Raw genomic sequence first — 13,331 nt, 5'->3', positions numbered from 1 at the left:
TTCTTAATCAAATGACCGTTGAGAAGAGATTTTCGGCTGCGTACGGAATTGGTCAATATATTCTAATGCTTTACCTGTACCAATCGCCACACTATCGAGAGGTTCTTCTGCAACAAATGTCGGCATTTTTGTTTCATCACTTATGACCTCATCGATCCCACGTAATAATGCTCCTCCTCCAGAGAGTACGATTCCTCGGTCCATTACATCTGCTGACAATTCTGGAGGAGTTAATTCTAGCGTATTCTTCACTGATTCCACTATGGCATCAACTGTGTCTTTTAGCGCTGTTGAAATCTCAGAGGCTGTAATGGTGATAGTTTTTGGCAGACCTGTTAGAAGGTCTCTGCCTCGAATATCCATCTCATCCTCTTGATCAGAAGGCTTCGCTGATCCAATGTCCATTTTGATTGATTCCGCTGAACGCTCCCCTATCATTAAATTATACGTACGTTTAATATACTGAATGATCGCTTCATCCATATCATCTCCTGCGACACGGATTGATTTGCTTGTAACAATGCCTCCTAATGAGATAACGGCAACCTCTGTTGTTCCTCCTCCAATATCGACAATCATACTTCCTGTTGGCTCCCAGACAGGTAGTCCCGCTCCAATTGCCGCAGCAAAAGGTTCTGCTATTGGTAATGCATCTTTAGCACCTGCTTGCTTCGTAGCATCTATCACGGCTCTTTCTTCCACCATCGTAATACCTGAAGGGACACAGACCATAACATTAGGCTTTCTAGCAAACGCAGAACGGTTTTTTTGTGCTAAATTAATATAATGCTTCATCATCGTAGCAGTTGTATCATAATCAGCAATAACTCCATCCTTCATTGTTCGAACAACGGAAATGTTACCAGGGGTTCTTCCAAGCATATTTTTAGCTTCACTACCAACTGCCTCGATATCACCAGTCGTTTTATTCACTGCTACAACCGATGGCTCACGTACTACAACACCTTTTCCCTTAATAAAAACTAATGTATTGGCTGTTCCTAAATCTATTCCTAAATCCTGTGAAAAATTAAAAAATCCCAAGTTATTTCTTCCTCTCAACCAAAATATTCAAGCTTATTGTTCATATTTTAAGCATTAATTGCTATGTAATCAAGATTTTAAAATATGCTCTATTCCATATAATGCAATAATAAACGCCTTAATACAAGCAATATCTTGTACAAGGCGTTAATTATAGCTTGTTATTCTATTATACTCAATTTTTTTAAAAATAGATAGTGTTACAAGTACCCTTTTTCTTTTAAGGAAATAAACCTACGATCACCAATTATTAAATGGTCAAGCATTTCAATACCGATCATCTTTCCGCTTTCTACTAATCGTTTCGTTACATGAATATCTTCCTGAGATGGTGCTGGATCGTAGGGTAGAGAACAGGCGCCTTGCCATGTTTCCAAAGTAGGTTTCCAATTCTCCCCCTCAGAACCGTACGTACACCTTTCAGCGTATACGGCTCGCCAGTTGATAAGGAATTAGCTTCTTCTTTGTTACAACAAGTCTACTCAAATGGGATTTATGGAATCTTTTATCTAAAAAAGTGATGAAATGTTTTTTTGATCCTTTGTATGACTGGTGATTAAACCCAATCCCCCCTGCTTACGTCTGCTCATTCTTTTTACTTCTTTCCTGTACGAAGTCTTTCGTTTCATCGCAATCGTTTTAATAAAACTAGCTTTTGCCAAATAATATAATGGCCTAAGATAGTGTCCATTCATTGCAAGTTTATAATAGTTGGTTATGCGAATTAATTCCGTGTTATAAATATGGAGGATTTTAGCTTCTGTATAATGTAGAAGCTTCTTTCGAGGAGTTGCTTGAAAGCTAGTTATATCGCCATATCCATATTGGAAAGCCATCTGATTTACCATTTTTTTCGAAATATATAATTGTATCACATAAGATTTTGTACTCTCTTGGATTGGTAAATCATTTCCCTTAGTTTGATGGAAATATTTCTGTTTAACCTTACAAAATTCATAGTCAAGAAAGGGAATTGGGCGTGTCATATGTGTAATATCGACTTTCTTCCATTCCAAATAGAACTCATGCTCTAGAAGATTTATTACCCCTTGTTTTATCATTCTGACACATTTCTTTGAGGCTCTAACACCAATTAAAAAGCTATTCTGATAACGGATATACTGTAATTGAGGGGTAAACCCATCACCTGGTTGGTCAAATTCCTTAATGACATACTTCCATTGCTTCTCCATAAGGTAATCAAACCTATCAAGATAAATATCTTCAAGTAATAATGGCAGGGAGGTCTGTTGTCTTTTACCATGAATATCCCTAGAATCTTGCCTTGTAACAGCTATTAAAGCTTGCTGAATAAGATTCACGAAACGTTGATCCCTTATACTCTTAGAAATATAGTTAATCAATGACGTTTGATTAAGATGACACCTAACATTGCCAACATTACCATGCACACACCAAGTCAATCCCTTCCATGAGTGCTGAATATGGGTTAATACTTTATGTTCGGAGTGATGTTTACTATATCCATAAGCTCTCCCCATTGGTGCAAATACTTTGTCCAAAATTATGCAGATAACTTCTTGTACTAAATAATCGTTAGTATAATCCTTCTTTATTTTTTTCGTATGAGTGTTGCACAAGTTTTTGAATCGATAATTTCCTGTTCGAAGTAATGTGATTATTCCCTCAAGCCTTCTAGTTAGATTTCCTTCCTGACTTGATTGCTTCGCCTCTGGAAATAATCTAAAATAAGCTTTGATCCATAGTTCCCTTCTATACATTAGCCTGTAACAATCTGTAATGACTCTTCCTTTTTGAGAAGCTTTCCGTATAACGTCCAATTGATGAAATGGATCTTTTGCCATATTCATGACTCCTTCCTTACAGACGTTAAAATCAACCTGTCTTCCTTCCCCATGCTAAACTCATTACAAGCAAACGTAGAGTAGTATGAAGACTCCGTTACCCTATGCAATATTCGTCAACCGATCGTTGAATAGCCACAGTGGCACTTGCACTTAGGCAATCCCTGCATTATGTTTTCATCTAGAACGTGATAGTTAGGTATCCCTTTTGACGGTTTCCTTGTACCAAGGATTGAAGGACAGACTCTACTATGATAGGCATTCTGGCAATATGTCTATATTCTCTCCACATTATCTGTTAGCTATCATTAACAATGGCGCACCCTACGCTCATTCGTCTAGGATTCAAGCAGTTTAGCTTTTACCATATATCACTTGGTCTGAAGAACTCACTCGATTTAGATAGCTTTATCGTCTTTTCTCCTTTTCACATCAGGCTTTTTTTCCTATTTTGGGTTTCCCCTCAAGGTTAGATGCTGACCATAGAACATTGTAGAGAGTTCTAGATTATTTTTCATAATCACTAAAATGAAACACCTTGCAGGCGCACACCAGAAGGGTGATTATGTGCACAAATTACGGATGCTGCAGATCTTTTAATAGCTTCGCGGTAGATTTCACGGGGGTGAACAATCGAGGCATTGAGGCTTCCAATGAAGATAGTTTGTCGGTGGATGACTTGGTTTTTTGTGTTAAGGAAAATGGCGACAAAATGCTCTTGTTTAAGTGCACACATTTCCTCCATCAGAAAATTCGCCCCATCCTCGGGGCTTCTGATAACATAACGATCTTTTTCTTGAAAATGTTGGATTCGTTTTCCTAACTCCACTGCAGCTAGTAAAACAACCCCCTTTGCTTGACCAATACCTTTTACCTTTATTAATTCCTCTATGGTGACTTCTCTTAGCATTCCAATCCCCTCAAAATGTTTAAGTACTCGTTCTGCTAACTGATAGACATTCTCCTTTCTAGTGCCAGTACCAAATAAGATCGCCATTAGTTCTTGATTAGACAAGTTTCCTGGGCCATATTCGATTAACCGTTCTCTTGGACGATCTTGCTTTGGCACTTCTTTCATTTTAACAATTCCACTTTCCATCATAGCCCTCCTCTCAAACAGCCAATAATTGCTGTTTGTCTTTGTATTTTACCGATCTATGGAGGCTAATACAAACTGCTCAAATCTATTTTTCTAAAAAGGAATACCAACAACAAATGATTATTTCCCCTTACATTTCATATTATTTGGATAGGTTCACATACTGATACCAAATTTTTAATAAATCAACCATTTCCGCCTTCGCTGTGTATGCCTTTACTTTATCAATTAATGGAGCTAATGCTTGGGATAATTCCTCTGGGCTTTTCGCTAACCATTGCTCTAATTGTGTTACATTAGTAGGATTAGTTATTAACTCTTTTAAAATGGTGTCAAATTCTTTCATCCATTCCGCTTCAGCTGTATCCACTGATAATTGAACAGGCTCTGTTGTCCACTCCTTACCAGCATAAACTTCCCAATTCTCTAAATGATCCTCTTCAGCAAATTGCTTAGAACCATCTGTTGTTGCATGAACCCCGACAAATACATGGTAGTTATCATCTCTCTGCCAAATCATGGAGGGGATGCTAGCGTTGTTCAATTGATCCAATAATTCCTTTGCCGTAGTTTCAGAGCTGAATACTCCTGCTTGAACAACATAGCCAGTAATTGGAACACCTTCGAATGTACTAGTAGTCGTATTGGCTTCAGTGGCATTTTTCGTTTGCTCCTTTGTCGTACTTACGGCTTGCTCTGTTTGATCAAAAGCCATTTCTTCTGGATCAATATCTACAAATATTTTGAGCATGATAAAGCCAAGAAATGTACCAATTAGAACAGCTGTTAACGAAGAATATATAAATGAACGATATTTTTTCCAGAATCCGTTTTGTCTTTTCTTCATGCTTGAATAATGTGGAGGACTACTTACATGTTCATTATAGTATGGCTTGTCTTCGTCTAAGAGCTTACTCTCCGCCTCCAGCTTACGTTCTATTTTTTTCTTAGGCTGGTTTATTTGAATAGATATGCCTTTATTTTCTCTCATTCAAATCCCTCGTTTCCGTGCTTTTCTATCACCCTACCATAATATTAGTAAGATGTAAGACGAGTTTTGTCAGAAGAAAAATAAAACTTTCCCGAAAAAAAGACAGAATGACAGAATTTCTTCGCCCTTCCTTCGATCCAATCCATGCTATCGCGTCCAACCAACAAATTACGATGTCAGCAGATGCTGAAACAGTTCATAATATGGAAGTAGATTTTTAATAGTATAGAGAGAAATACCAATCCAATAAAGTACTTCCATAAAAAAAGACTGTCCCTCCTGCTAGAATAATCGAAGGACCAAATGGGATTAGGGGTGATTCCCCTTTGTGTAGCAACTTCTGAAGTAAAAAAAAGACAAGCCCATATATGGTGGCCACAAAAAGTGTTAAAAACACGTGAGGGAAACCAACTAAGTATCCTATTACGGAAAATAATTTCATATCTCCTGCCCCCATTCCACCTTTACTAAGCAGAATAATGATAGCAATCAATCCAAATCCAGCAATTCCTCCTAATACAGAGAGCCACCATGGATTAGTTGGAACAATGATTCGGTAAATGATAAATAGTGGGAGAAAAAAGAGAAGAACTTGGTTTGGAATAATCATATAGGTATGATCAGAAACGAAAACAATTGCTAGCATACTAACAAGCAAAAGACCTATACCTATTTCTAATGGAGAGTTAATAAAAAGACAACAGAAGGCAAATCCTACAGCGGTAAATAATTCTATGATGGGATATAAAGGAGAAATAGCTTTGCCACAATGCTTACATTTTCCCTTTTGATAGAAAAAAGATAACAGAGGCACGAGTTCCTTCCAGGAAAGAATATGATGACAGGAAGGGCATGCAGATCTTGAAGAGGAAAACATTTTTCCATGAGGGACTCGCAAGCCAACAACATTATAAAAAGAACCAAATACTAAACCAGTGATAAAAAAGAAAAATACGACATTGTGCTCCAACTAGGAAGACCCCCCTTCTTCAATTATCGTTTCTACACCAGGTGTTCCGTTCGGATCATAATAGAATCTCCCATTATCGAAGATTAGACTTCCTGGAGGGACTTTGTCTAAAGACAAATAGTGATAATGGATTAATTCCTTTGGGGTAACCTCGGTAGCATTCTTTTCACCGTCAAACACCCAAACAGCCTCTTTTGACTCTTCTGGGTCAGCTTTTGCATAAATATAAGCAAGCCTTGCTGCATTTTCCATTAATTTTACATTAGCATCCTTTTCTTGCTCTTGATGCATTACATTACTCAGAATAGGAAAGGAAAGGAAGGTAAGCATACTGATGATTGTTAGAATGGCTAACCATTCCATCAGCCCAAATCTGAGTTGCCTTGGTAATAATTTCATTAGCTAAAATCGCTCCCTTTTCCGAGTTGCCGTTAGTATTAAATACCTAATAAAATATGATAAAAAGTCCGGTTTTATAATCTTATTTTACTAAATAATCATTACTTGTCAAACGTTGCCGAAAAGGGAACATTATTGTTGTACTATTTAATAATTCGTTTCATCTGTTCCACAAAATGCAATGAGCCTGTTATCAATAGCAGGTCCCCTTTTTGTATAGTGTTTTTGACCACTTCATACGCTTTCTTTGCATTAGGTATGTAATCCCATTCCGCGTATAGATCCTTGCTTTTTAAGGCACGTGAATGCTCAAAGGAAGTAACAACAAGCCTTGTCGCCATTTCGTCTAAATATTTAAGCATTTCATTTACCTCCTTATCCCTGAAAGCACTAAATAAGAGATAAACCTTTTTATTGGGATAAAGCACTTCTATTGTTCTTCTTAATGCCTTTATACTAGCCATATTATGTGCTCCATCTACAATAGTTATTGGGTTTTTCGCAACAACTTCCATTCGATTTGAAATCCTTGCATGCTTCATCCCGTTTCGAACGGACTCTTCATTGATAGTCCAGCCTTGCTCTTTTAAACACTCTATTGCCATCATGGCATTTGCTGCATTCTCCATCTGATGAATGCCCTGCATAGTGATTTCTATCAACCATTTTATTTGTTTATATTGAAACAAAAAAGACTGATGTTCCCAATCTGAGTGACTATCATGGATATTAAAATCTGCCCCAAGAATATACATTGGCGCTCTCTCTTGTTTTGCTTTATCTATCACAACCTGATGTGCCTCTTCTGGTAATCTGCCTAAGATAACTGGTGTATTCTTCTTAATGATGCCAGCCTTGTGAGAAGCAATGGAAGCTAGAGTATTCCCCAAAAAAGCGGTATGATCAAAAGAGATCGAAGTAATGATTGTAAGGATGGGAATAACCCGATTTGTAATATCCTCTTTCCCACCCATACCTGTCTCTATTAGGGCGATGTCCACCCTATTAATGAAAAACAATAAGCAGATTACCATTAAAATCTCGTATTCTGTTGGAGCCATATCTTTTTGATCCATTTCTTCTATCGTAGGGACTAATTGATTAAGAAGCTCAAGAAAAACTTTCTCACTTATTGGCTTGTGGTTCCACAATATATGATCTCTTACGGTTGGAAAACCTGGTGATACGAATGAGCCCACACGATAACCATTCGCTATTAATACTTCTTGAATAAAGGTTAAGGTAGAACCTTTTCCATTTGTACCTGCTAGATGTATAGTCTTTATTTTTCTCTCGGGATGATCGGTTTTTGCTAATAAATAATCCAGTCTTTCCAGCCCTGGTTTAATACCAAGTGTCCTACGAGATTCTAAGTATTCGTTCACTTCATGAAAAGATAATAACATTGTATTCACACTTTCCTTGTTTCATTTTTTTAGTATACCTTGTATTATAACTATTAGAAGATATAGCGGGGAGTGATGAAAGATGGAAGGATGGGTCATTTATAATGGGCACATGGCGAGTCATGCTTTTTTACAATTTCCAAAGGCCATTCAACAAGCTGCAGCCCAATACGATATATCAATTGAACTAGTAGCAAATGATGCAGTGGTTAATTCTGTCGATGCAAATGGGCATGACATTCACGCATTGAATGGTTTATCAAAGCCAAGCTTTGTTATTTTCCATGATAAAGATATTGCGCTAGCACGTCAATTAGAGTATGCTGGAATACCTGTATATAATAACGCCAACTGTATCGAAATATGTGATAACAAAGTTATTATGTACCAAAAGCTCGCAGAACATCATGTTACGATACCAAAAACGTTAATCGCCCCAAAAGTATTCACTGGTGCAAAGCTACTCCACTTCGAGCATTATTTACAAATTGCTTCATCGCTGAACTATCCCTTTGTTGTAAAAGAAGGGTTTGGTTCTTTTGGTGAGCAAGTCTATCTTGTTCACCATGAAAAAGAGTATATGGATATTGTAAAAAAAATATATGACAAGCCTTTTGTAATGCAGGAATATATCGAATCAAGTTACGGGAAGGATATCCGGGTATTTATCGTTGGCGGAAGGTTTGTTGCTGCATTAAAGCGAACCTCTCAGGAGGATTTCCGTGCAAATGTATACCAGGGAAGCCGAATCGAGGCATATAGCCCATCAGAAGAAGAAATCCAGTTAGCCATCAATGCCGTTCACGCTGTTGGGGCCGATTTTGCGGGTGTTGATTTATTATTTGGTAAAGGGGATCGTCCAATTGTCTGTGAGGTCAATACGAATGCACATGTTGCTAATATTTTAACCTATACAGGTATCAATGTCGCAGAAAAAATTTTACAAAAGGTTATTTTACCAGCACTATAAAGTCAGAAAACTTGCTTTAAATCAAAGAAGACTACTTTTAATGTGACGAATTTCATTGTTAGAGACAAAAAGCATGGAGTTCCAAACTCCATGCTTCTCTAATACCTTAGCCTTTTAATTCATTCATTCGTGATTTGACTTTTTCTCTTTTCTCCATATAATCTTGTTGCTTTGCCTTTTCTGCTTCTACAACATGTTCTGGTGCCTTTTTGACAAATCCTTCGTTGGAAAGCTTCTTATCGACACGCTCTACTTCCTTATCAAGCTTTTCCAACTCTGCTTGCAAGCGAGCTAATTCCTTATCAATATCGATCAGCCCTTCTAATGGTAAGAAAATCTCCGCACCTGTTACGACAGCAGACATTCCTTTTTCAGGCACTTCCACCGTAGTGTCAATCACAAGCTCACTAGGGTTACAGAAACGATCAAGATACACACGATTCTCTTCCATATTTGCTTTTCCTTCTGGATCATTTGCTTGAATATAAATCGGAATCTCTTTGGATAAAGGTGTATCAACCTCTGCACGAATATTACGTACAGATCGAATTATCGCTACAAGCTGTTGCATGATGTCAGATGCCTCATGGTTAGAAAGCTCCTGTTGAGCTACTGGCCATGATGCACGAACAATAGACTCTCCTTCGTGAGGTAATTGTTGCCAAATTTCTTCTGTGACAAATGGCATAAATGGATGAAGCATTCTCATGGTTTGGTCTAAAACATGGGCCAAAATAGATCGCGTCGTTAATTTTGCCGCTTCATCATCCCCGTATAATGGTAGTTTAGCCATTTCAATATACCAATCACAGAAGTCATCCCAAATGAAATTATATAAGTAACGACCTGCTTCTCCAAAGTCATATTTGTCAACATGACGAGTAACTTGCTCTATCGTTTCATTTAGGCGTGTGAGAATCCATTGATCCGCAACAGACTTTTTCCCTGTTAAGTCAATTTCCTCAAATTTTAATCCATTCATATTCATTAAAGCAAACCGTGATGCGTTCCAAATTTTATTGACAAAGTTCCAAGTAGATTCTACCTTTTCCCATTGGAAGCGCAAATCCTGCCCAGGACTTGAACCAGTGGAAAGGAAATATCGGAGTGAATCAGCACCATACTTCTCGATCACTTCCATTGGATCGACTCCATTTCCTAATGACTTACTCATTTTTCTTCCTTCCGCATCCCTTACAAGACCGTGAATGAGTACATCCTTAAAAGGACGTTCATTGGTAAATTCCTTCGATTGAAAAATCATACGAGCTACCCAGAAAAATATGATATCATACCCTGTTACTAGAGCATTAGTTGGAAAGAAATGCTTGAAATCCTCATCCTCTGTATCTGGCCAATTTAATGTAGAGAAAGGCCATAATGCAGATGAGAACCAAGTATCTAACACATCTGTGTCTTGTTCCCAATTCTCGATATCTTCAGGTGCTTTTTTCCCTACGTAGACCTCTCCAGTCTCCTTATGATACCAAGCAGGAATCCGGTGGCCCCACCATAATTGTCGAGAAATACACCAATCACGAATATTTTCCATCCATCTTAAATAGGTTTTTTCAAAACGAGCTGGGACAAAGTGGACTTTTTCATCACTGTTCTTTTGTAATTCTAGTGCTGCATCTGCTAATGGCTGCATATTCACAAACCATTGTGTTGAAAGGTAAGGTTCCACAACGGCACCACTTCGTTCAGAATGCCCAACTGAATGCATATGTTCTTCTATTTCAAATAATACCCCCTGCTCCTGAAGGTCATTAACAATCTGCTTCCGGCATTCAAAGCGATCCATTCCTTGATATTTACCAGCATTTTCGTTCATCGTCCCATTTTCATTCATAACCAAAATACGTGCAAGATTATGACGATTTCCGATCTCAAAATCATTCGGATCATGGGCGGGCGTGATTTTTACAGCACCGGAACCAAATTCCCTATCCACATAATCATCTGCAACGATTTCTATTTCGCGTCCAACGATCGGAAGCTTAACTTTTTTACCAATTAAATGCTTGTATCGCTCATCTTCTGGATGAACGGCTACAGCTGTATCTCCAAGCATTGTCTCAGGACGAGTTGTGGCAATTTCAATATGTCCTGAACCATCGGCTAGTGGATATCTCATATGATAGAAATAGCCTTGGACATCTTTATAGATAACTTCAATATCTGAAAGAGCGGTCTTTGTCTGTGGGTCCCAGTTAATGATATACTCTCCACGATAAATTAAATCCTTCTCATACAACTTAACAAACACTTCTTTTACTGCATCTGATAAGCCTTGATCAAGAGTAAATCGTTCACGGGAATAATCAAGTCCTAATCCCAGTTTCGACCACTGCTCTCGGATAAAGCTTGCATATTCTTCCTTCCAATCCCATGCCTTTTCTAAGAACTTCTCACGCCCTAGATCATAGCGACTAACTCCTTCTTCACGAAGCTTCTCCTCTACCTTTGCTTGTGTAGCAATTCCAGCATGGTCCATTCCAGGTAAATATAGAACATCATATCCTTGCATACGCTTTATCCTTGTAATAATATCCTGTAATGTGGTATCCCAAGCATGACCAATGTGTAGTTTTCCTGTAACGTTTGGTGGTGGGATGACAATCGTAAATGGGTCTTTCTTTGGATTTCTTTCAGCCTCAAAGAATTTACCATCCACCCAATATTGATAACGACCTTTTTCTACTGTAGTGGGATCATACTTTGGTGGTAAATTCACTTCCTGTTGATCAGCCATATAATTTCCTCCTTGTTATTTCCAGTTTCTATGATATAGGAATCAAAAAAACCTTTTCATCCTAGTAAAAAGGACGAAAAGGTTTGATTTCCGCGGTACCACCTTTGTTTATAAGCAATAAGCCTATACAACTTCTTAAAGAGATAACGGTTCACCCGGCTTTACCTACTACTCGTTCAGTAGAGCTGCATCAGAGGCTACCTTCTTTCACCTTTTATCGAGAAAATCTTTCAGCCAATGGACTTTCTTCTCTTGTACGATAAGCATGAAATACTCTTCCTCATCATCACATTTAACTCCATCAAATAATGGTGTCATATATTATATGTTATTTTATCCAAAAAAGCGTCATTTCGTCAAGGATAATTATCACAGTACATAGGTGAGGGAGTAAAAATATTTTATAATTCAAGCTGTGCCCTTTTGTTAAAAAAGGTTTTAAATCCGAAATATAGGAAGATAATTACGGACAAAGAAACGCTACCTGTAATACCGAGCATTATCGCAATCTGGTATTTGATCGCATCTAACGGGCTTGCCCCAGATAAAATGACCCCTGTCATCATTCCAGGTAAAAAAACAATACCCATCCCAACCATATTGTTTATTGTCGGCAAGATTGCTGAATCAAAGGCATTGTTCACCATTCTTTTGGAAGCTTTACTTGGTGTTGCTCCAAGCATTAAAGCTGCCTCAATTTCTTTTTTTCGTGAACGAAAGCCTTCTAAAAGAGCACTTACGCCTAATGTAATACCCGTCATTGAATTACCTATTAACATTCCAGCAATTGGAATGAAATAACGAGGATCATACCATGGTGAAAATTGTACAACAATAAAATCAAAATATAAAAACGAGAAGAGTGTACCAACAATCATAGCAATCGCAATAATCTTCTTCAGATTTTTTGTAAGAGGCATTTTAGTACGCCTATAAATATTATAAACTGCAAAAATCTCCATTAACATTAGAACCAGAATAGAATAGATCCAGTTCTCATTTTCGAATATAAAAACGAGAACATAGCCCACAAGCACGAGCTGGATTGTCATTCTAAATGTCGCAATAACAATTTCCTTTTCTCGAGGAATCCTACGCCAACGAACAATAACAAGTAATAGAACCATGAAAATATAAGCAGAAATCAATTGCCAAAGAGTGATATCCATCATCTTATTCATGATGAAATCACCTCCTTCTTATTTATATCCTCCATGTAGATGATTTGATCTGCATATTGTTCTGCTACCTCTTTTGAATGGGTAACGAATATAGCGGTTAATTGATCTTGTTGTACACGATGTATCATAAAATCCATTACTTTGTGTTCGGTCCCTTCATCGAGTGCTGAGGTTGGCTCATCCAAAAGGTAGATGACAGCATCCATTAATAAGATTCTCGCAAACGCAACTCTTTGCTTCTCACCACCTGATAATTTATCTGCTTCATCATCCAATGATTTACTTAATTCCAGCTCTTTTAACAAATTGAGCAGCTTCGCATCCTCTACCCTTTCACGCTCAGAAAAATCCAGTCCAATCAATAAATTATCTCGAACCGTCCCCTCAAACATAATAGGATCTTGTCCCAACATCACCACTTTTCTTCTAAGCTCTATTGGGTTATATTCTAGTATCGATTGGTTCTGAAACAAGATCTCCCCATGATCATGGGTCAATAATCCATTTAACATTTTTAATAAAGTAGACTTTCCACTACCACTCTCCCCAAATAGACAGATTACTTTACGATCAGGAATTTCTAGCTTATCAATATGTAAAATATCTCGGAATACTACGTTATTAAGCATAAACAATGGACACACCTCCTTTAAACATTTAGTATGCTGCAATGGTGCAAAAAAATGTAAG

General features: G+C 37.7%; 11 protein-coding genes, 1 pseudogene and 1 other annotated feature. Of the genes and pseudogenes, 1 reads left to right on the top strand and 11 read right to left on the bottom strand.

The window, feature by feature from the left end:
* Positions 1 to 3: 3 nt before the first annotated feature.
* The 8 genes and pseudogenes from ACZ5N5_RS13835 to ACZ5N5_RS13800 form a co-directional block, all read right to left on the bottom strand.
* Complete coding sequence (locus ACZ5N5_RS13835; RefSeq protein WP_109984051.1) at positions 4 to 1,044, bottom strand: rod shape-determining protein; 1,041 nt, start codon at positions 1,042 to 1,044, stop codon at positions 4 to 6.
* A 200-nt stretch (positions 1,045 to 1,244) separates the two neighbouring features.
* Positions 1,245 to 1,385 (bottom strand): annotated as a pseudogene (locus ACZ5N5_RS13830) (JAB domain-containing protein); the annotation flags it as partial.
* A gap of 168 nt (positions 1,386 to 1,553) precedes the next feature.
* Positions 1,554 to 2,870 carry a group II intron reverse transcriptase/maturase gene (locus ACZ5N5_RS13825; protein ID WP_464372663.1) on the bottom strand — a complete coding sequence of 439 codons (1,317 nt, stop codon included), beginning with the start codon at positions 2,868 to 2,870 and terminating at the stop codon, positions 1,554 to 1,556.
* A gap of 523 nt (positions 2,871 to 3,393) precedes the next feature.
* Entirely contained in the window at positions 3,394 to 3,969 is a 576-nt protein-coding gene (radC, locus tag ACZ5N5_RS13820) for a RadC family protein (protein ID WP_054787830.1), read from the bottom strand.
* 142 nt (positions 3,970 to 4,111) lie between these two features.
* Positions 4,112 to 4,960, bottom strand: a complete 849-nt coding sequence (locus ACZ5N5_RS13815; protein ID WP_109984002.1) for an SPOR domain-containing protein — start codon at positions 4,958 to 4,960, stop codon at positions 4,112 to 4,114.
* 217 nt (positions 4,961 to 5,177) lie between these two features.
* On the bottom strand, positions 5,178 to 5,930 hold the full coding sequence (locus ACZ5N5_RS13810) for a prepilin peptidase (protein ID WP_277678272.1): 753 nt from the start codon (positions 5,928 to 5,930) through the stop codon (positions 5,178 to 5,180).
* The gene (locus tag ACZ5N5_RS13805; protein WP_054787832.1) at positions 5,931 to 6,329 is read right to left on the bottom strand and encodes a hypothetical protein; all 399 of its coding nucleotides are present in this window, start codon (positions 6,327 to 6,329) and stop codon (positions 5,931 to 5,933) included.
* A 143-nt stretch (positions 6,330 to 6,472) separates the two neighbouring features.
* Positions 6,473 to 7,735 carry a bifunctional folylpolyglutamate synthase/dihydrofolate synthase gene (locus ACZ5N5_RS13800; protein WP_277678273.1) on the bottom strand — a complete coding sequence of 421 codons (1,263 nt, stop codon included), beginning with the start codon at positions 7,733 to 7,735 and terminating at the stop codon, positions 6,473 to 6,475.
* A gap of 82 nt (positions 7,736 to 7,817) precedes the next feature.
* Here ACZ5N5_RS13800 and ACZ5N5_RS13795 point away from each other — a divergent pair, with 82 nt between their 5' ends.
* Complete coding sequence (locus ACZ5N5_RS13795) at positions 7,818 to 8,705, top strand: ATP-grasp domain-containing protein (RefSeq protein WP_109983998.1); 888 nt, start codon at positions 7,818 to 7,820, stop codon at positions 8,703 to 8,705.
* A 106-nt stretch (positions 8,706 to 8,811) separates the two neighbouring features.
* On the opposite strand, the gene ACZ5N5_RS13790 is transcribed toward ACZ5N5_RS13795, so the two are convergent.
* The 3 genes from ACZ5N5_RS13790 to ACZ5N5_RS13780 form a co-directional block, all read right to left on the bottom strand.
* Complete coding sequence (locus tag ACZ5N5_RS13790; protein ID WP_109983997.1) at positions 8,812 to 11,460, bottom strand: valine--tRNA ligase; 2,649 nt, start codon at positions 11,458 to 11,460, stop codon at positions 8,812 to 8,814.
* 66 nt (positions 11,461 to 11,526) lie between these two features.
* Positions 11,527 to 11,756, bottom strand: a binding site (T-box leader).
* A gap of 105 nt (positions 11,757 to 11,861) precedes the next feature.
* Positions 11,862 to 12,641 (bottom strand): ABC transporter permease, encoded by a 780-nt coding sequence (locus ACZ5N5_RS13785; RefSeq protein ID WP_109983996.1) that lies wholly within the window; start codon positions 12,639 to 12,641, stop codon positions 11,862 to 11,864.
* The gene (locus tag ACZ5N5_RS13780) at positions 12,638 to 13,276 is read right to left on the bottom strand and encodes an ABC transporter ATP-binding protein (protein ID WP_109983995.1); all 639 of its coding nucleotides are present in this window, start codon (positions 13,274 to 13,276) and stop codon (positions 12,638 to 12,640) included. The genes ACZ5N5_RS13785 and ACZ5N5_RS13780 overlap by 4 nt, the downstream gene beginning before the upstream one ends.
* Positions 13,277 to 13,331: the final 55 nt, after the last annotated feature.

The sequence above is a fragment of the Gracilibacillus sp. JCM 18966 genome (assembly GCF_055392695.1).
This window is presented reverse-complemented; position numbering and strand designations above follow the sequence as displayed.

Bases quoted from the DNA above. Each gene is read 5' to 3' on its own strand.
- ACZ5N5_RS13795 (WP_109983998.1), top strand. From the start codon at position 7,818: ATGGAAGGATGGGTCATTTATAATGGGCACATGGCGAGTCATGCTTTT.
- ACZ5N5_RS13800 (WP_277678273.1), bottom strand. From the start codon at position 7,735: ATGTTATTATCTTTTCATGAAGTGAACGAATACTTAGAATCTCGTAGG.
- ACZ5N5_RS13785 (WP_109983996.1), bottom strand. From the start codon at position 12,641: ATGAATAAGATGATGGATATCACTCTTTGGCAATTGATTTCTGCTTAT.
- radC (WP_054787830.1), bottom strand. From the start codon at position 3,969: ATGGAAAGTGGAATTGTTAAAATGAAAGAAGTGCCAAAGCAAGATCGT.
- ACZ5N5_RS13825 (WP_464372663.1), bottom strand. From the start codon at position 2,870: ATGGCAAAAGATCCATTTCATCAATTGGACGTTATACGGAAAGCTTCT.
- ACZ5N5_RS13805 (WP_054787832.1), bottom strand. From the start codon at position 6,329: ATGAAATTATTACCAAGGCAACTCAGATTTGGGCTGATGGAATGGTTA.
- ACZ5N5_RS13790 (WP_109983997.1), bottom strand. From the start codon at position 11,460: ATGGCTGATCAACAGGAAGTGAATTTACCACCAAAGTATGATCCCACT.
- ACZ5N5_RS13815 (WP_109984002.1), bottom strand. From the start codon at position 4,960: ATGAGAGAAAATAAAGGCATATCTATTCAAATAAACCAGCCTAAGAAA.